Genomic DNA, 18507 nt, shown 5'->3' with positions numbered 1-18507 from the left:
GGGCTTCACATGAGTGCGTTAAATAAAAAGAGTTTTCTCACTTACCTGAAAGAGGGTGGGATATATGTCGTCCTTCTGGTCCTGTTGGCCATTATTATTTTCCAGGATCCGACATTTTTAAGTCTGCTCAACCTGAGTAATATCCTGACTCAGTCTTCGGTGCGTATTATTATTGCCCTGGGCGTGGCCGGACTTATCGTCACGCAGGGGACCGACCTCTCCGCCGGCCGTCAGGTGGGACTGGCGGCGGTGATTGCCGCCACCATGCTGCAGGCGGTGGATAATGCCAACAAGGTGTTCCCGGATATGGCGACCATGCCGATCCCGTTGGTGATCCTGCTGGTGTGCGCCATCGGGGCGGTCATCGGCCTGATTAACGGGATCGTCATCGCCTACCTGAACGTGACGCCGTTTATTACCACCCTCGGCACTATGATCATCGTGTACGGCATTAACTCGCTGTACTACGACTTCGTGGGCGCGTCGCCGATCTCCGGTTTTGACAGCCACTTCTCCCATTTTGCCCAGGGGTTTGTGGCGCTGGGCTCGTTCCGCCTGTCCTACATTACCTTCTACGCGCTGATTGCCGTCTTCTTTGTCTGGATCCTGTGGAACAAGACGCGCTTTGGTAAAAACATCTTCGCTATCGGCGGTAACCCGGAAGCGGCGAAAGTCTCCGGGGTTAACGTGGCGTTGAACCTGCTGATGATCTATGCCCTCTCCGGGGTGTTCTACGCCTTCGGCGGCCTGCTGGAAGCCGGGCGTATCGGCTCGGCGACCAATAACCTCGGCTTTATGTACGAACTGGACGCCATCGCCGCCTGCGTGGTGGGCGGCGTTTCGTTCAGCGGCGGGGTAGGGACCGTATTCGGCGTGGTGACAGGGGTGATTATCTTCACCGTCATCAACTACGGCCTGACCTATATCGGCGTCAACCCTTACTGGCAGTACATTATTAAGGGGGCGATTATTATCTTCGCCGTGGCGCTGGACTCCCTGAAATACGCCCGTAAGAAATAAGATTGAACGCATCAAAAACCCGCGCCTGGCGCGGGTTTTTACTATTTAAATAGAGAAGAAATAAGTGTTTTAGAAATAGGGACGAGTCCTGTTTCAAGGCCAAACGGCTTATAGATTTTATTAATGATCTCGGCAGAATAATTGCCTTTATCATTTTCCACATCAGATAAGGTCTTACGAGAGACATCCACTAGCCGGGCATATTCATCCTGGCGTAAACCCAGAACTTCTACTCTCAGTTTTTTCAGGGCCTCTCCCTGGCTGATGGCGCCTAGCATGATGTCATGGATAATGGCGTGAATGACCGCCTGACGATCGACCGTTTTGACTTTTTTTAAACCAGCCGAGACGCGTTGTCTGCTTATCTCTGAACGAGCTTTTTTTTCCGTAGCCGTTACCCCGGTGGCGGGTAGGGATGGTGGGTTATCCGCCCGCAGCCTGGCTAAGGTATTTTGGATTTCTGTTTCTTTTTTATTCAGGGTCTTCATAACAGCCCCCAGCGAGCGAGTTTGTCAGGTATAAATTTAAAACCAATTGATGGCATTTCCAGAATCTGAACAGGAACGCCGCGTACTTTAAGACGGGATGGTAAATCAACGAGTTGAGATGCGGTTTCACTTAAAGCATTAAGCAATGTGTCAGGGGTGATCCATTCAGCCAAAGCTTGTGCGATGGCGCCAAAGTTATATTCGCCTCCTGATTCGCAGGCTAATGACCACTTCATCGTGCGCGGTATACCTTCCGGGTCGGCTTTCATTGGTGCAAAATCGTAGATTGGCGCAAGGATAATTTCATTATCTGCTTTCATAAATGCAGTATTACGTCCATGGTTATCACTATTGCCAAAAATAATGTTTAATAAGTCTCGACGTACCCAATCGATGATAAATCCTTGAACATCAAAGCGATAATTCTGTACTCTTACCATATTACTGGATGTGATCTTTTCGATTAGGATCCGCAGCGTGGTTTCATGATCAAGTATCGTCGCTGGCGCTTTTTGTAACAGAGAATAGACTGACTCCATTCCCAATCTCATTATCCGGCCATCACCGTCTCTTCTGATATCAAATCGCGGCAACCAGAGAGAGGGATAATGTAGCCCCTCCTGCTGCGGCTCCTCGTTCCTGGTCATAGTCGAGAAAATCACTGGCACGATTCATGACATCAGTGACAGAGAACGTTTTACTGCTTGCCAGACTATCCCAGTCCGGCACCGAGTCTTTAATGCGTAAATTTCCCACTGGCGACATCGTGCCGAATTTGAGCAAGATGAAATTCTGCTGGCCCTGAGGAAGTTCACTGATATCTAAAAAGTTAACCCAGTAACGTCGGCTGGCGCCGCCTGGAATGATATCGTCTATAAATCTTAACCATCCAGGATTTCCGTGATCCTCAAAATAAAGCGAAACGGGATGGTTGAGCGACACGGCGTGAAAGTCATCGCGTTCCAGAAAGTCGATGGCGTAATCGGTAAGATAGTCGATTTGTGTTGTAAACCAGTCCCCTTGCTCACTACCGGGGAATTTTATCAACGCAATGTCTTGCCACTCCGCATTGAGAAAGGCTTGTACCGTTAATGTTTCCATCGCGCCCTCCAAAAAGGATGATGAGTGAAATATTACGCATTAAAGAGCATTCATGCAATTAACGTTACTTATAATACGCATTGTTTTGGCATCGCATGATTAATGCATCTTATATCACTCATTGGCGGGTTTTGTGTTTTTCTGCAGTTCCAGCAGCTGCTCCGGAGTGACTGCCGGGTAGGACTGGGCGTCATCCGGTACGTCATGCTGTTGAGCCGGAATCGGGATGAGAGGGCCGAGAAAGCGCGGTTCCCGTTTGAAGATATAGAGGTCCGCCAGCGCGCCAAAGCGGGCGCCGAACTCGCGCAGCCGCACGCTCCACATATCCTTCGGCGACGGCACCGCGTAGCACTGGGCCTGGATCCCCATATGCAGGGCGATAAACAGCGCCCGTTCGCAGTGGAAGCGCTGGGTGATGATAATGAAGTCGTTGGTATCGAACACTTTGCGGGTGCGGACAATCGAGTCGAGCGTACGGAAGCCGGCATAGTCCAGCACGATATCGGCAGGATCGACGCCGCCTTTAATCAGGTCCCGACGCATGGTCATCGGTTCATTGTAGCTTTGCAGAGCATTATCGCCGCTCAGCAGCAGATAGTTGACCTTGCCGCTGTTGTAGGCGTTCAGCGCGCCCTGGATGCGGTAGCGGTAATACTGATTGATGACGCCGGTGCGGTAATATTTGGCGGTGCCCAGCACCACGCCGACCTGACGGTAGGGCAGGTCCTGCAGCTCATCATAGATATAGGGCGCGGTTTTCCAGCTCATCCAGCGGTCAAGGCCCAGCACGGTCAACAGCAGCAGGCCGAGCAGGACTAACAGGCTGTAGAACACACGCTTTAACATGAACTTGGCTCAATAATAGACAACGGAGTCTTCAGGCTACTTTACCCGCCGGGTAAGCGCAAGAAACCCGCGTTTGATTGCGGGGATTTTCAGCAATATAGACAGATCGCCGAACGCAGGTCGGGTAAGGCGTGAGCCGACACCCGGCATAGTGATCTTCAGCTCGCCATGGCGCGAACCGTAGGTCGGGTAAGCGTAGCGCCACCCGACAACATCTCGGTATATCAGGTCGACGGTATATCAGGTCGGCCGGATAAGGCGAAACCGTCATCCGGCAATCTGCTCAGGCTGATCAACCTAACAGGACGCGCTCGATATTCTGGCAGCCCAGCGCCTTCAGGGTGGCGACGGTGGCATCCCACTGGATCAGCGCCGCGTCGGCTTTCTCCGCGAGGATTGCCCGCTGGATAGCGGGATAATCATAGCCGTTGAGGCTCAGGAGATTCAGCGCCCCCTGCAGTGGCGGCAGCGTCGGATTGAACGCCGCGTTTTCCGCATAGCTGCCGCTGAAAATGGTGCCGTCTTTCAGCTCCAGCGCCACGCCGGAGGGCGAGTGGCTGTAGGGCGCATGGCAGCGGTTGGCGGCCTGAATGGCTGCCTGGGTCAGGGCATCGCCGCTCACCGGGTAGCCATGGTCCTGTGCATCCATCAACAGGGTTTTTATCTCCAGATCTTTCGGACCAAAGGCGTCCGGCAGATAGTGCTCCAGGGCATGCGCTTCGCGGCCCGGCAGATGAATGCGCAGCGCCAGTCCGCTGTTCAGTTCGTTCATAAACTGACGGCAATGGCCGCACGGCGTGTAGTTCACCGTAATAGCGCGCAGGGAGGTCTCGCCGCGCAGCCAGGCGTGGCTGATGGCGCTCTGCTCGGCGTGAACGGTCTGCTGCATGGTCGCCCCGAGAAATTCCATATTGCCGCCAAAGTACCAGCGGCCGCTGACGCCGCGGGCGATCGCCCCGACGTTAAAATGAGAAAGGTCGGCGCGCGCGCAGGCGGCAGCAAGCGGCAGTAGCGCAAAGGCCAGCGCGTCTTCGTCCAGACCTGTCGCCTGCTGCAGCGTCGCCACCTGATCGGCTTCGAGCAGCGCCGGGAAGTGCGGGTCGGCGAGCATCGGGGCGATGGCCGCCTGCAGGTCTGCTGCCAGAGTCGTCAAAGCAGCTTGAAAACGTGAGTGCATAGCGTTGCCTCATAACAATGTAATGGGAAGCCAGTGTACGGGCGTCCAGCAGTCTCATATGTGACGAATATCTCATTGTTTATGCAACTTTGATTTGTTGCATTAAAAAATGTGATTTAAATCACAATTTATCCCACCACCGCGAGGATCAGCGGAAATAAGAACGGTGCCATCAACGAGGTGATGATCCCGCACAGCACCAGCGCCAGCGAACTAAACGCCCCTTCCTGGTAGTCCAGTTCCGCACAGCGGGCGGTGCCGAGGGCGTGCGAGGCGGTACCCATTGACAGGCCGCGTGACGCTTTGGTGCGAATGCGCATCAGGTTAAGCAGCGTATGGCCGAATACCGCGCCGAGGATGCCGACAAAAATCACGCACACGGCGCTGATGGCCGGAATACCGCCGATGCTGCCGCTGACCGCCATGGCAATTGGCGTAGTGACCGACTTAGGCAGAATAGAGGCGGCGATTTGCGGCGTGGCGCCCATCAGCAGGGCGACGGTAGTACCGGTGATCATCGCCACGCAGCTGCCGATAAAGCAGATGGTGATGATTGATTTCCAGCGCGCGCGGATCTGGTGCAGTTGCTCATACAGTGGAAAGGCCAGCGCGACCACCGCCGGCTGCAGCAGATCGTTCAGGACTTTGCTGCCGGCAAAATAACGCTCATAGGAGATCCCGGTCAGCAGCAGAAACGGAATTATAACTACCATCGCCACCAGCAGCGGGTTGAGCAGCGGGAACTTAAAGCGGGCGGCCAGCCTGCGGGCGAGAAAAAAGACGATCAGGGTTAGCGGCAGCGACCACCAGATTTCATGCATCATTTTTCTTTTCCTTTTGCCCAATCACTTTACGTTCGCCATGCACCAGGTGAGAGCTCCAGCTCACCACCACAAACACCACCAGCGTGCTGATGGCGCAGGAGATGACGACTGGCCCCAGCTGGGCGCGCAGCAGATCCCAGTATTGCATCACGCCGACGCCGATGGGCACGAACAATAGCGCCATATAGCGGATCAGGATATTGCAGCCAGGATTGACCCACTGCGGCGGCATAATTTGCAGCGCCAGCAGCACGAAGAGGATCAGCATGCCGATGATGCTGCCGGGGATAGTGATGGGCAGCAGTCCGGCGATAAAAATTCCGGCGTATAAGCAGGCGTAAATCAGGACGAAGGCCCGCAGGTACTGCCAGATAATAGTCAGCGATTTACTCATGGTAATAACCCTTGATGAAGTGCATTCATCATACAATTAATCCCTAAAATGTGCTACCGATCACATCATGAATTCTACGCATAGCGCTGATAGCGTACGGGAACAATAGCCTCTCCCGGCAGGACCCGACAGCTCGCAGCTTAGGGTATATGGAGTCCCACGCTACCTTTTTGAACGAGGCGCGGCAAATAAAGGCGGCATGAGACGCCGCAGACTCCTGTAAAGCATAGAGATTATCTCCTCGCTTTGCCGCATTCGCCGAACGGGGAATGGCGTACGGCAGGCCGGACGCATTGAGCGCTTTCCACCAATGCCTGGAGGCGCTACCATAGCGCCTCTTTTTTTTCCGGATAACGATATGCGTGTTCTACTGGCGCCGATGGAAGGCGTGCTCGATTCGCTGGTGCGCGAGCTGCTGACCGAGGTTAACGATTACGATCTGTGCATCACCGAATTTCTGCGCGTGGTGGATCAACTGCTGCCGGTAAAATCGTTCTACAGGCTGTGCCCGGAACTGCATCATCAGAGCCGCACGCCGTCCGGCACCCGCGTGCGCGTCCAGCTGCTGGGACAATATCCCGAGTGGCTGGCGGAAAACGCCGCCCGCGCGGTGGAGCTGGGGTCGTGGGGGGTGGATTTAAACTGCGGCTGTCCGTCTAAGCTGGTGAACGGCAGCGGCGGCGGGGCGACGCTGCTGAAAGATCCGGAGCTGATCTATCGCGGTGCGAAAGCCATGCGCGAAGCGGTTCCCGATCATCTGCCGGTGACCGTCAAGGTGCGACTCGGCTGGGACAGCGGCGAACGGCGCTTCGAAATCGCCGATGCGGTGCAGCAGGCCGGGGCCAGCGAGCTGGTGGTTCACGGCCGCACCAAAGAAGATGGCTACAAAGCCGAACGCATTAACTGGCAGGCGATCGGTGAGATCCGCCAGCGTCTGACCATTCCGGTGGTGGCCAACGGCGAGATCTGGGACTGGCAAAGCGCCCAGGATTGTATGGCCGTCACCGGCTGCGATTCGGTGATGATTGGCCGCGGGGCGCTCAACGTGCCGAACCTCAGCCGGGTGATCAAATACAACGAACCGCGCATGCCGTGGCCGCAGGTGGTTCAGCTGTTGCAAAAATATACCCGCCTGGAAAAGCAGGGCGACACCGGTCTGTATCATGTGGCGAGAATTAAGCAATGGTTAGGCTATTTACGCAAGGAATATAGTGAGGCGCTGACCCTGTTTAATGAAATTCGCGCCCTGCAAACGTCTGCTGAAATAGCGGCGGCCATCGCCCGCTATTAAACACCATACTGTTATTTGCTTCACATATTATTACTTGCCTGCCTATTGCTGGTAGGCATGAGTTGAATAAAGTGATAATGTGCGGTCAATCAATTCAGGATTGCTACTGAACCCAGGCAAAACCTAAGCATTTTCGTCATTCGTGGCGGAAAGTGCTTAGGTTTTTTTTTGGCTAAAATTCAATGGTGAAAAAATGGTTATGTAAAACAATAGGTTGTAATTAACGTTTTCTCTGGCATCGTCGCGGTTTTATTACCGGCGGACGCCCTTTGCCATTCATTTTTTAAAAAAGAAAACAGGTAAATAAATAACCTGGGGATCCCCTTTGTTTTTATTCAGTCACGGTGGATATCACAATGCATAACAAAAAAATAAATCAGCTTTTGATCGGCGCGGCGCTGGCGACAATGGTGCCTGCCGTGAGCGCCGCGGAAACTCCGGCGTGGAACGGCAGCGTGCTGGGGTTCGAAGCCGGGCAGCAGGGGCTGCTGGGCGATATGCTGGGCATTCGTCCGATCCTCGAAGAGAACGGCTTTCATTATAATCTCGGGTATCTTAACGAGATGGCCTACAACGCCAGCGGCGGTTACGACCATGATAAACACCTGGCCTATATTGACCAGGTGGCGCTGACCTTTACCCAGGATCTGGAGCGCTGGACCGGCATACCGGATGCGCGTCTCGAAGGCAACATCGTCAACCGTAACCACGATGATAACCTCACCACGAAACGGCTGCAGGATCCGCGGGTGAGTTTCAACGATCTGTCGCAGGAGAGTTGGGGCGGCGGGTCGATCACCCGCCTCGGCTGGCTGACCTTTGCCCGCAGCTTTGACGACCGTCGCCTGACCTGGCGCATCGGTATGATGAACAAGGTGCAAACTTTCGACCAGATCATTCCCTGCGATTTTCAGCTACTGACCCAGTGCGGTGGGAAATCGGCCAACTCGCTGACCTGGAATAACTGGAACATCCACACCTGGGGCACCACCCTGGAGTACAAGCTGACGCCGACGGTCACCCTGAAAGGCGGGGTGATGGAGCAAAACCCGCAGGCTACCGCGCGCAGTCACGCCTGGAGCGGGTCGACGAAGGGCAGCAAAGGCATTTTACTGCCGATGGAGATCGAAACCCGTCCGCTGATGAATGGCCTGCCGGGAGCCTATAACCTGGGTGTGGTCTGGACCAACGCGCCGCAAACCGACCTCTACAGCGGCAAATCCGGCGGCGCCGGGGCGACCGATCCGCAAGGCTACGCCGAGCACGACAGCACCTGGTTTATGTACGCTGGTCTGAACCAGCAGATCACCCGCCACGCCGACGACCCGCTGCGGGGGATGAGCGTCTCGCTGAGCGGCAGCCTCAGCGACCAGCGCAGCAACTATATCCACTCCGCCGTCGCCGCCTCCATGCGCTACCGCGGGCTGTTTGACGCCCGCCCGGAGGACTGGATTGGCTTTGGTCTGACGTGGATCGACATGAGCAGCCACTACGCACGTAACCAGCGCTATATGAATCAACTCAGCGGCGCCACCGACTATAACGATCCGGCTTACCAGCCGGTGGCCGGTCATTCGCTGAACGGCGAGCTCTATTATCGCTTCCGCCCGGTTTCCTGGCTGGAGCTGCAGCCGGGCCTGCAGTACTGGCACCGTCCGGGCGGCGTTGCGCAGACCCAGGACGCATGGGTGGTGGAGTGGAAAACGGTGGTGACTTTCTGATAGTCGCGATCTTAATCACGTTTTTTCACTTGTCAGGTTGAGCGCGCAGCAGAAGTTGTTACAGTGCGGGTGTTGGATTGCAACTGCTGCGGCAGGCAAAACCTGATCACCTGGCGTTTCGTCGGGGGTCAGGTTTTTTTGTTTCTGGGGTCTATATGCAAATCGCCAAAGTACTCAATAACAATGTGGTGGTGGTTCTTGACGAGCACCGGCGCGAACAGGTGGTGATGGGGCGAGGGCTGGCCTTTCAGAAACGCCCGGGCGACGTGCTGGACGACAGTAAAATTGAAAAAGTCTTCGCCTTACAGAGCGATGAACTGGTAGGCCGTTTAGGTGAGTTACTCAGTCAGATACCGCTAGAAGTGATGACCACCTGCGATCGCATTATCGACCTGGCACGCGGGCGGCTGGGCAAGCTACAGGAAAGTTTGTACATCACATTAACGGATCACTGTCATTTTGCTATCGAGCGGCAGAAAAAGGGCATCGCACTGCGTAACGTGCTGCTGTGGGAGATTAAGCGGCTGTATCCGAAGGAGTTCGCGCTGGGTCAGGAGGCAAGGGCCATTATTGCCAAAAGGCTTGGTGTGGAGCTGGCGGAGGATGAAGCCGGATTTATCGCCCTGCATCTGGTGACGGCGCAGCTCAACAGCGAAATGCCGGAGGTCATGCACGTGACCCGGGTGATGCAGGAGATCCTGCAGCTGGTGAAGTATCAGCTGCAGCTTAACTATGACGAAGAGTCATTGAGCTATCAGCGCTTTGTCACTCATCTCAAGTTCTTCGCCCAGCGGATGCTGACGCGCACGGTGGTGGAAGATGACGACGTCTCGCTGCACAGCGCGGTGAAAGATAACTACGCTAAAGCGTGGAAGTGTGCGGAAACGGTGGCGACGCATCTGCAAAAGCAGTATCAGCGGTCGCTGACCACCGAAGAGATTATGTTTCTTGCCATTCATATCGAACGGGTAAGAAAAGAGGGGCGTTAATTCCCCCCAACAAAACTGGATTGTTACTGCATGATGCAGGCAAAACCTGAGCGCGACGCCCACCGGCGTGGTTCTCGGGTTTTTTTATTTTTTACTACTCAGTCGCCGGTTGTCTGCGGGCAGCGGCAGTAAGGAAAAGAGCATGGAATATAAAGCACTCGCGCAGGATATTCTCAACCGCGTCGGCGGCAAAGAGAACATTGTGAGTCTGGTTCACTGTGCGACACGTCTGCGTTTTAAACTGAAAGATAACGGCAAAGCCGATGCCGAAGGGCTGAAGGCCAATCCGGGCGTCATTATGGTGGTGGAGAGCGGTGGCCAGTTTCAGGTGGTGATTGGCAACCACGTTCACGACGTCTGGCTGGCGGTGCGCCAGGAGGCGGGGTTAAGCGATGACAGCGAACCGGTTGCCGGGGAAAAAGCGGCTAAAGGATCGGTGTTAAGCCAGCTTATCGACATCATTTCCGGCATTTTTACACCGTTTATCGGCGTGATGGCGGCGACCGGTCTGCTGAAAGGCCTGCTGGCGCTGGCGGTGACCTGCGGCTGGCTTACGCCGGAGCAGGGGACTTATAAAATCTGGTTTGCCGCCAGCGACGCGCTGTTCTTTTTCTTCCCGCTGTTTCTTGGCTATACCGCTGGGAAGAAGTTTGGCGGCAACCCGTTTATCTCGATGGTGATTGGCGGGGCGTTAACCCACCCGCTGATGATTCAGGCCTTTGAGGCCAGCCAGGCGCCGGGCGCGGCGGTGGAGCACTTTCTCGGCATTCCGGTGACCTTTATCAACTACAGCTCGTCAGTGATCCCGATTATTCTCGCCTCGTGGGTCTGCTGCTGGCTGGAGCGCAAGAGCAACGCGCTGTTGCCGTCATCAATGAAAAACTTCTTCACCCCGGCGATCTGCCTGGCGGTGGTGGTCCCGCTCACCTTCCTGGTGATTGGCCCGGTCGCCACCTGGCTGAGCCATCTGTTGGCCAACGGCTACCAGTTCATTTATGCGTTTGCCCCATGGCTGGCGGGCGCGGTACTGGGCGCCATGTGGCAGGTGTGCGTTATTTTTGGCCTGCACTGGGGGCTGGTGCCGTTGATGATCAACAACATGACGGTACTTGGTCACGACTCCATGCTGCCGATTATTCTTCCGGCGGTGATTGCCCAGGTGGGGGCGGTTCTGGGGATTTTGCTGGCCACCCGCGATGCGCGTCAGCGGATGCTGGCCGGTTCCGCCTTCTCTGCCGGGCTGTTTGGCATCACCGAGCCGGCTATCTACGGTCTGACCCTGCCGCTGCGTCGTCCGTTTATCTTCGGCTGTATCGCCGGCGCCATCGGCGGGGCGATCACTGCCTTCAGTAATAGCCATGCTTACTCGTTCGGTGTGCCGAATATCTTTTTCCCGGCGCAGATGATCCCGCCTGGCGGGATTGACGCCACCGTCTGGGGCGGGCTTATCGGCACCGGCGTGGCTTTCGTGCTTGCCTGCGTGCTGACCTTCTTCGCCGGCATGCCGCGCGCCAGCGCTGCACCGGGCGCCGTGACGGTAGCCCCGGCCTCGGCAAACGATATTCTGGCGCCGATGAGCGGCAGCGTTATCGCCCTCGAGCAGGTGCCGGATAGCACCTTCGCCAGCGGCCTGCTCGGTAAAGGGGTCGCCATTATCCCGGCGGTGGGCCAAGTGATTGCCCCGTTCCCGGGCGAAGTGGCTTCCCTGTTTCAGACTAAACATGCCATCGGCCTGCAGAGCGACAGCGGCATTGAGCTGTTGATCCACGTCGGCATCGACACGGTCAAACTCGACGGCGTGCCGTTTACCGCACATGTCAAAGAGGGCGACAGGGTGCAGGCCGGCGATCTGCTGATCGAGTTCGATCGTCAGGCGATTCTGGATGCCGGTTACGACCTGGCGACCCCGATCATTATCAGCAACAGCGACGACTACCGGGAAATTGATACGGTGGCGTCCAGCGCCGTCGAAGCCGGCCAGCCGCTGTTGTCAGTCAGCCATTAATCACAGGAGAGAGAGATGAAAACATTCCCGGCGGATTTTTTATGGGGCGGCGCGACCGCGGCGAATCAGGTGGAAGGGGCTTATCTGGAAGAGGGCAAAGGCTTATCCACCTCCGATGTGCAGCCGCACGGCGTGTTCGGCGAGGTGGTCGAGCGCGTACCCGGCGACAGCGGTATTAAGGATGTGGCGATCGATTTTTACCATCGCTACCCGGAAGATATCGCTCTGTTCGCCGAGATGGGCTTTAACTGCCTGCGGGTGTCCATCGCCTGGACCCGCATCTATCCCAACGGCGATGACGCCGAGCCCAACGAAACCGGTCTCGCGTTCTACGACAAGCTGTTCGACGAGATGGTGAAGCACAACATCACCCCGCTGGTGACGCTGTCGCATTATGAAATGCCGTGGGCGCTGGTAAAAAACTACGGCGGCTGGGGCAGCCGGGAGGTGATTGGTTTCTTTGAGCGCTATGCCCGCACGGTGTTCAGCCGCTATAAAAATAAGGTCAAATTGTGGCTGACCTTTAACGAAATCAATATGTCGCTGCATGCCCCGATGACCGGCGTCGGCCTGCCGGCCGGCAGCAGCAAAGGCGAGGTGTATCAGGCGATTCACCACCAGCTGGTGGCCAGCGCCCTGGCGGTTAAAGCCTGTCACGAGCTGGTGCCCGAGGGCAAAATCGGCAATATGCTGCTCGGCGGGCTGATGTATCCCCTGAGCTGCAAACCGGAAGATGTGTTTGAGACGCTGCAGGAGAACCGCAGCTGGCAGTTCTTTGGCGACGTGCAGGCGCGCGGCGCGTACCCGGGCTATATGCTGCGCTTTTTCCGCGACAACGGCATCACGCTCACCATCACCGATGCCGATCGCGAGGCGCTGAAAACCACCGTCGACTTTATCTCCTTTAGCTACTACATGACCGGCTGCGTCACCGCCGACGAGGCGCTGAACCAGCAGGCGCGCGGCAATATTCTCAGCATGGTGCCGAACCCGCACCTGGCGAGCTCGGAATGGGGCTGGCAGATAGACCCGCTGGGCCTGCGTACGCTGCTGAACGTGCTGTGGGATCGCTATCAGAAGCCGCTGTTTATCGTGGAAAATGGTCTGGGCGCCAAGGATAAGGTGGAAGCCGATGGCAGCATTAACGATGACTACCGCATCAGTTACCTGAACGACCATCTGGTGCAGGCGCGGGAAGCCATTGACGATGGCGTTGAGCTGATGGGCTTTACCAGCTGGGGGCCGATTGACCTGGTGAGCGCCTCGAAGGCGGAGCTGTCGAAGCGCTATGGCTTTATCTATGTTGACCGCCATGATGACGGCACCGGCACCCTGGCGCGCAGTAAGAAGAAGAGTTTTGACTGGTATAAAGAGGTGATTGCCAGCCGCGGCGCCAGCCTGAAAGCGTAAAGGATGCCCGCCCGGCCATCGCCGGGCGGGGGATTAGCCCGGTTTACGCGCGCGCAGTAAAAAGATCATCGGACGTTCTTTCTCTTCATCCAGGGCGGGCTGTTGGACAATCTGTTCGGCGCTCGGACCCCACTCATCCAGCTGCTCCAGCACAAAACCCGCGGCGATAAGCGCGTTTATCCAGCTTGAGAGCTTGCGATGTTGCTTGATGACGCCCTCGGCAAACCAGTTGCTGACGCGCTCACCCTCCTGCTGATAGTGACTGACCGGCCAGCTTTTCTGTCCCTGGTCATCCACCCGCCAGCCCTGCTGCAAGGGGGCGGTATAGATGGGATGTTCGGCGGAAAAGACCAGGGTGCCGCCGGGAACCAGCGCCTGCTGCAGGGTGGCGAAGAGCGGGGCAATGTCCGGTAAATAATGCAGCGCCAGCGAGCTGTAGACCAGATCGCAGCTGTTGGCGGGCAGCGTCAGGGTTTGCAGATCGGCGCAGCGGTAGACAATCTCATCCCCGCGGGTCATCTCCCGCGCCTGCGCCAGCATGCGCTGGGAGATATCAAAACCGGTTATCTGGCTGGCTCCCTGCTGCTGTGCCCAGCGGCAAAACCAGCCGTAGCCGCAGCCGAGATCCACCACCCGCAAACCGGTTATCGGCGGCAACATTGCCTGCAGGGAAGGCCACTCCGGTGCGCCATCCAGCCCCTTCACCGAGCGATCGAGGGTCGCATAGCCGGCAAAAAACTGCGGGTCGTCATAAATATTCTGACTCATATTCATCCCTTGAATTGATAAGGTTGTTTATTTTTAGCTAACTAATAATTTAGTCACACGCTTTACTAAACGCGTTTAATTCAATTAACTTATGATAACCAACCTGATTAAGTTATCTGACCTGTCTAATGAAATTGATATTAAATAAAAGCGTGCTGGCGGCATTGCCCCTGGCCATCGCGCTGGCTGGCTGCGCGCCATCTCATGAGGTTGCTAATCCGCCGCAGCAGCAAATTCCAGCCTCCCATGTTTCCATGGATCTCCCTGCCGCCGTCAAAAATGGCTGGCCGCAGACCGACTGGTGGAAAGACTACCACGATGCCCAACTGGATAATCTGATTCAGCGCGCACTCGCCAATGCGCCGGATATGCAAATTGCCGAACAGCGCATCAGGCTTGCCGAAGCGCAGGCGCGAATGTCGCAGGCGAATCTTGGCCCGGAGATGGATTTCTCCGCCGATGTTGAACGCCAGCGCATGTCGGCCGAAGGCCTGATGGGGCCGTTCGCCACCGACACCGACGGCAATACCGGCCCGTGGTACACCAACGGCACCTTCGGCCTGACCGCTGGCTGGGATCTGGACCTGTGGGGTAAAAACCGCGCGCTGGTGAAAGCGCGCATCGGCGAGCTGAAAGCCCAGGTGGCGGAGCAGGCCCAGACCCGCGAATTGCTTTCTGGCAGCGTGGCGCGCCTGTACTGGCAGTGGCAGACGGAAGCGGCGATTAAAGCGGTGCTGCAGCAGGTGAAGGGTGAGCAAAATAATATCGTGACGGTCGACAAGGCCCTGTTGCAGCGCGGGATCACCAACTCCGCCGAGGGGGCGGAGAACGATATTAACGTCAGCAAAACCGACCAGCAGCTGGCGGACGTGGCGGGCACGATGAAAGAGATTGAAGCGCGCCTGATGGCCCTGACCAACAGCCAGAGCCAGTCGCTGAACCTCAAACCGGTCAGCTTGCCGACGGTCAGCGCGCAGCTGCCTGATACCCTCGGCTATGAGCTGCTGGCGCGCCGCCCGGATCTGCAGGTTGCTCACTGGTACATTGAGGCATCGCTGAGCGAAGTGGACGCGGCGAAAGCGGCGTTTTATCCCGACATCAATCTGATGGCGTTCCTGCAGCAGGATGCCCTGCACTTAAGCGATCTTTTCCGTCACTCGGCGCAGCAGATGGGCGTCACCGCCGGACTGACGCTGCCGATCTTTGACAGCGGCCGCCTCAATGCCAATCTGGATATTGCCAGCGCGCAGAACAGCCTGTCGATAGCGCAGTACAACAAAGCGGTAGTGGATGCCGTCAACCAGGTGGCGAAAACCGCCAGCCAGGTCGAGACGCTGATGGCCAAAAGCCAGCAGCAGCAGCAGGTTGAAAAAGACGCCCAGCGGGTGGTGAACCTGGCGCAGGCCCGAATGGCGGCGGGGATCTTACCCGGCTCCAGAGTCAGTATGGCGAAGCTCCCGGCGCTGCAGGAGCGCATTACCGCATTGCGCCTGCACGGCCAGTGGATTGACGCCAGCATTCAGCTGACTTCTGCTCTCGGCGGCGGCTATCACCAGAGCGTGAAATAACCGGCGCAACGGCGCGCCTGCGGGGGCGCCGTTTAGTCTTTCTTCTTCCTTTCTCGCCGCCTGAGCCACCAGTGGGCGGCGACCACCAGTCCTACCGCGAGGATCAGCCAGATCCAGTGCTTCAGATGGGCGTCCAGATGGTGCAGCCACGGGCCAACCACCTCGCCGCCGAGATAGCCAATGGTGGTAAACAGCAGGGCCCACACCAGCGCTCCGACAATATTCAACGGCAGGAAAATGCGCGGCGGCAGGCGGCTGGCGCCGATCAGCAGGGGGCCGATTACCCGGAAGCCATACATAAAGCGGGTGCCGATGACAAACAGCCACGGCCGGTGCTGGATCATGCGCTGCGCTTTACGTATTCGCGCCTTCTGGCTGGCGAAACGGCGCAGAATGCGTCCCCCGAAGCGGCGGCCGACCAGATAGAGCAGCTGATCGCCAATCATCCCGCCGAGGGCGACGGCGATCACCACCAGGGGAAACTTCAGTAACCCCTGATGCGCTGCGACGCCGCCCAGCAGGGTAATGGTCTCACCTTCCGCCATGCTGCCGAGGATCAGCGCCGCGTAGCCATACTGGGAAATCAGGTGATTGATATCCATAAACAGCTTATCTCCTTATCTCATCACCTGTTAATCATACACCCTGCTGACCAAAACGCGGCGACGCAGTTTTTTTGCGCTGTACACAAAATAATCTACAGGGTGAATTATACTTGGATCAGTGCAGTACGAAGCCGTGACAAGGGGGACGCTATGAACCATGTCTGGGGGCTCTTCGCTCATCCCAACCGGGAGATGAGCGTGATAAAGAGCGAGAATGAAACCATTTCTCATCACTATACGCACCATGTGCTGCTGATGGCGGCGGTTCCGGTGGTGTGCGCCTTTATCGGCACTACGCAGCTGGGCTGGAACTTCGGCGACGGCACCGTTATTAAACTGTCGATGTTGACCGGTCTGGCGCTGGCGGTACTGTTTTACGCCGTGATGCTGGCCGGGGTGGCGATCATGGGGCGGGTTATCTGGTGGATGGCCAGGCAGTATCCGCAGCAGCCTTCGCTGAAACGCTGCATGGTGTTTGCAGGCTATGTGGCCACGCCGCTGTTCCTGAGCGGGATTGTGGCGCTCTATCCGCTGGTCTGGCTGTGCGCGCTGATCGGTACCATCGCGCTGTTTTACACCGGCTATCTGCTCTATCTGGGCATCCCGACCTTCCTGAGCATTAACCGGGAAGAGGGTTTAAGCTTCGCCAGTTCGACGCTGGCCATCGGAGTGCTGGTACTGGAAGTGCTGCTGGCGATCACCGTGGTACTGTGGGGGTATGGTTACCGACTCTTCTGATCGCACGTCACTGGATAATATGCATTGCCGGCAAATATGTATTTTGTGTCGGCAATGCAGCATTTCTTCACGATTCTTATTAGGCACAGGGCCTTACGGCGCGGTATGATGGCGTTTGCCAGCGATGTTGCCCACTTAACCTCGCGGCGTACGTTCCATAACGTGCAAAAATACTTTTCAGAATGCCCATGATGCCGAAATTTCGAGTCTCTTTGCTCAGCCTGACCTTGCTGCTGGCTGTGCCTTTTGCGCCCCAGGCGTTAGCAAATACCTCCGCGGCGGTTGCCGCCTCGCAGCCGGATATCGCCTCCGGCAGCGCCATGATCGTCGATCTGGCAACCAAAAAAATCATCTATGCCAGCCAGCCGGATCTGGTGCGCCCGATGGCGTCAATCACCAAAGTGATGACCGCCATGGTGGTGCTCGATGCCCATCTGCCGATGGATGAGATGCTGACGGTGGATATCAGCCATACGCCGGAAATGAAGGGGATCTACTCCCGCGTGCGCCTCAACAGCCAAATCAGCCGCCGCACGATGCTGCTGCTGGCGCTGATGTCTTCCGAGAACCGCGCGGCCGCCAGCCTGGCGCATCACTATCCAGGCGGCTACGATGCCTTCATTCGCGCGATGAACGCCAAAGCCCAGGCGCTGGGCATGACTCATACCCGCTACGTGGAGCCGACGGGCCTGTCGGTGCATAACGTCTCCACCGCCCGCGATCTGACCAAACTGCTGATCGCCAGCGAGCAGTATCCGCTGATCGGTCAGTTGAGCACCACCAAAGAAGAGACCGCCACCTTCGCCCATCCGGCCTACAGCCTGCCGTTCCGCAACACCAACCATCTGGTGTATCGCGATAACTGGAATATCCAGCTGACTAAAACCGGCTTCACCAACGCTGCCGGCCACTGCCTGATTATGCGTACGGTGATTAACCAACGCCCGGTGGCGCTGGTGGTGATGGATGCCTTCGGTAAATACACCCACTTCGCCGACGCCAGCCGCTTGCGGACCTGGATTGAAACCGGGAAGGTGATGCCGGTACCCGCCTCGGCGCTGAGCTATAAAAAGCAGCGCGAAGCGCAGATGGCAGAGGCGATGCTGAAAGGCGGCGCGCAGACCGCGCAGAACGATTAATCTGCCTGTCCCCCGGATGGCGGCGCATTGCGCCTTATCCGGGCTACGTGATTTGGCACCGGGTTCGCCCCCTTCGCAAGCCCGGCAAGCGCAGCACCGCCGGGCAATATACCCGACACCGTGCCGCGTTTGTGCCGGATGGCGGCGCATTGCGCCTTATCCGGGCTACGTGATTTGGCGCCGGGTTCGCCCCCTTCGTAGGCCCGGCAAGCGCAGCGCCGCCGGGCAATATACCCGACACCGTGCCGCGTTTGTGCCGGATGGCGGCTCGCGCCTTATCCGGGCTACGTGATTTGGCACCGGGTTCGCCGCTTTCGTAGGCCCGGCAAGCGCAGCGCCGCCGGGCAATCAGGCCGAGTGCCGGTGTTTGTGCAGGATGGCGGCTGACGCCTCTCCGGAACCTCGCTGAACGGTAGCCCGGCT

At 57.2% G+C, this 18507-nt stretch carries 17 protein-coding genes and 1 pseudogene; 9 read left to right on the top strand and 9 right to left on the bottom strand.

Annotated elements, in window-relative coordinates; genetic code table 11:
* Positions 1 to 9: 9 nt before the first annotated feature.
* Positions 10 to 1020 carry a galactose/methyl galactoside ABC transporter permease MglC gene (gene mglC, locus AS136_RS07170; protein ID WP_002912871.1) on the top strand — a complete coding sequence of 337 codons (1011 nt, stop codon included), beginning with the start codon at positions 10 to 12 and terminating at the stop codon, positions 1018 to 1020.
* Positions 1021 to 1061: 41 nt separating this feature from the next.
* On the opposite strand, the gene AS136_RS07165 is transcribed toward mglC, so the two are convergent.
* From AS136_RS07165 to AS136_RS07135, 7 genes are all read right to left on the bottom strand, one after another.
* Positions 1062 to 1508 carry a helix-turn-helix transcriptional regulator gene (locus AS136_RS07165; protein ID WP_012541033.1) on the bottom strand — a complete coding sequence of 149 codons (447 nt, stop codon included), beginning with the start codon at positions 1506 to 1508 and terminating at the stop codon, positions 1062 to 1064.
* Positions 1505 to 2059, bottom strand: coding sequence for a HipA domain-containing protein (locus AS136_RS28975; RefSeq protein WP_229531768.1), 555 nt, complete (start codon positions 2057 to 2059; stop codon positions 1505 to 1507). The genes AS136_RS07165 and AS136_RS28975 overlap by 4 nt, the downstream gene beginning before the upstream one ends.
* A 28-nt stretch (positions 2060 to 2087) precedes the next feature.
* Positions 2088 to 2609, bottom strand: coding sequence for a hypothetical protein (locus AS136_RS28970; RefSeq protein ID WP_023297992.1), 522 nt, complete (start codon positions 2607 to 2609; stop codon positions 2088 to 2090).
* Between the two features lie 114 nt (positions 2610 to 2723).
* A complete protein-coding gene (gene sanA, locus AS136_RS07150; RefSeq protein ID WP_008804033.1) occupies positions 2724 to 3455 on the bottom strand; it encodes an outer membrane permeability protein SanA in 732 nt (243 codons plus the stop codon).
* Positions 3456 to 3747: 292 nt separating this feature from the next.
* Complete coding sequence (gene cdd, locus AS136_RS07145) at positions 3748 to 4632, bottom strand: cytidine deaminase (RefSeq protein WP_012967554.1); 885 nt, start codon at positions 4630 to 4632, stop codon at positions 3748 to 3750.
* Positions 4633 to 4760: 128 nt separating this feature from the next.
* Positions 4761 to 5456 carry a CidB/LrgB family autolysis modulator gene (locus AS136_RS07140; RefSeq protein ID WP_008804035.1) on the bottom strand — a complete coding sequence of 232 codons (696 nt, stop codon included), beginning with the start codon at positions 5454 to 5456 and terminating at the stop codon, positions 4761 to 4763.
* On the bottom strand, positions 5446 to 5850 hold the full coding sequence (locus AS136_RS07135; protein ID WP_004201620.1) for a CidA/LrgA family protein: 405 nt from the start codon (positions 5848 to 5850) through the stop codon (positions 5446 to 5448). The genes AS136_RS07140 and AS136_RS07135 overlap by 11 nt, the downstream gene beginning before the upstream one ends.
* A 358-nt stretch (positions 5851 to 6208) precedes the next feature.
* Between AS136_RS07135 and dusC the strand changes: the two genes are divergently transcribed.
* The 5 genes and pseudogenes from dusC to AS136_RS07110 all read left to right on the top strand — a co-directional run bounded on the left by dusC (position 6209) and on the right by AS136_RS07110 (position 13266).
* Positions 6209 to 7141, top strand: a complete 933-nt coding sequence (gene dusC, locus AS136_RS07130) for a tRNA dihydrouridine(16) synthase DusC (RefSeq protein WP_012541036.1) — start codon at positions 6209 to 6211, stop codon at positions 7139 to 7141.
* 356 nt (positions 7142 to 7497) lie between these two features.
* A complete protein-coding gene (locus tag AS136_RS07125) occupies positions 7498 to 8862 on the top strand; it encodes a carbohydrate porin (protein WP_023323031.1) in 1365 nt (454 codons plus the stop codon).
* A 155-nt stretch (positions 8863 to 9017) separates the two neighbouring features.
* Positions 9018 to 9851, top strand: coding sequence for a transcriptional antiterminator BglG (gene bglG / locus AS136_RS07120; RefSeq protein WP_002912842.1), 834 nt, complete (start codon positions 9018 to 9020; stop codon positions 9849 to 9851).
* A 30-nt stretch (positions 9852 to 9881) separates the two neighbouring features.
* Positions 9882 to 11856: pseudogene (gene bglF / locus AS136_RS07115) on the top strand (PTS beta-glucoside transporter subunit IIABC).
* A 15-nt stretch (positions 11857 to 11871) separates the two neighbouring features.
* Complete coding sequence (locus AS136_RS07110; protein ID WP_023323030.1) at positions 11872 to 13266, top strand: glycoside hydrolase family 1 protein; 1395 nt, start codon at positions 11872 to 11874, stop codon at positions 13264 to 13266.
* Between the two features lie 33 nt (positions 13267 to 13299).
* Here the strand turns inward: AS136_RS07110 and AS136_RS07105 are convergent, their stop codons facing one another.
* Positions 13300 to 14034 carry a class I SAM-dependent methyltransferase gene (locus tag AS136_RS07105; RefSeq protein ID WP_008804040.1) on the bottom strand — a complete coding sequence of 245 codons (735 nt, stop codon included), beginning with the start codon at positions 14032 to 14034 and terminating at the stop codon, positions 13300 to 13302.
* Between the two features lie 128 nt (positions 14035 to 14162).
* Here AS136_RS07105 and mdtQ point away from each other — a divergent pair, with 128 nt between their 5' ends.
* Entirely contained in the window at positions 14163 to 15602 is a 1440-nt protein-coding gene (gene mdtQ, locus AS136_RS07100) for a multidrug resistance outer membrane protein MdtQ (protein WP_008804041.1), read from the top strand.
* Positions 15603 to 15634: 32 nt separating this feature from the next.
* On the opposite strand, the gene AS136_RS07095 is transcribed toward mdtQ, so the two are convergent.
* The gene (locus AS136_RS07095; protein ID WP_023323029.1) at positions 15635 to 16204 is read right to left on the bottom strand and encodes a DedA family protein; all 570 of its coding nucleotides are present in this window, start codon (positions 16202 to 16204) and stop codon (positions 15635 to 15637) included.
* Positions 16205 to 16357: 153 nt separating this feature from the next.
* Here AS136_RS07095 and AS136_RS07090 point away from each other — a divergent pair, with 153 nt between their 5' ends.
* Together AS136_RS07090 and pbpG are read left to right on the top strand one after the other, a co-directional pair.
* A complete protein-coding gene (locus AS136_RS07090) occupies positions 16358 to 16945 on the top strand; it encodes a Yip1 family protein (protein ID WP_008804043.1) in 588 nt (195 codons plus the stop codon).
* A 188-nt stretch (positions 16946 to 17133) separates the two neighbouring features.
* Entirely contained in the window at positions 17134 to 18084 is a 951-nt protein-coding gene (pbpG, locus tag AS136_RS07085; RefSeq protein ID WP_162823406.1) for a D-alanyl-D-alanine endopeptidase, read from the top strand.
* The last annotated feature ends 423 nt before the right edge of the window (positions 18085 to 18507 follow it).

Origin of the sequence: Klebsiella sp. D5A (assembly GCF_001620885.1) — a bacterium.
GTDB lineage: Bacteria > Pseudomonadota > Gammaproteobacteria > Enterobacterales > Enterobacteriaceae > Klebsiella > Klebsiella variicola.
The sequence above is the reverse complement of the archived record's forward strand: the minus strand, read 5'-3'. Positions and strand labels throughout refer to the sequence as shown.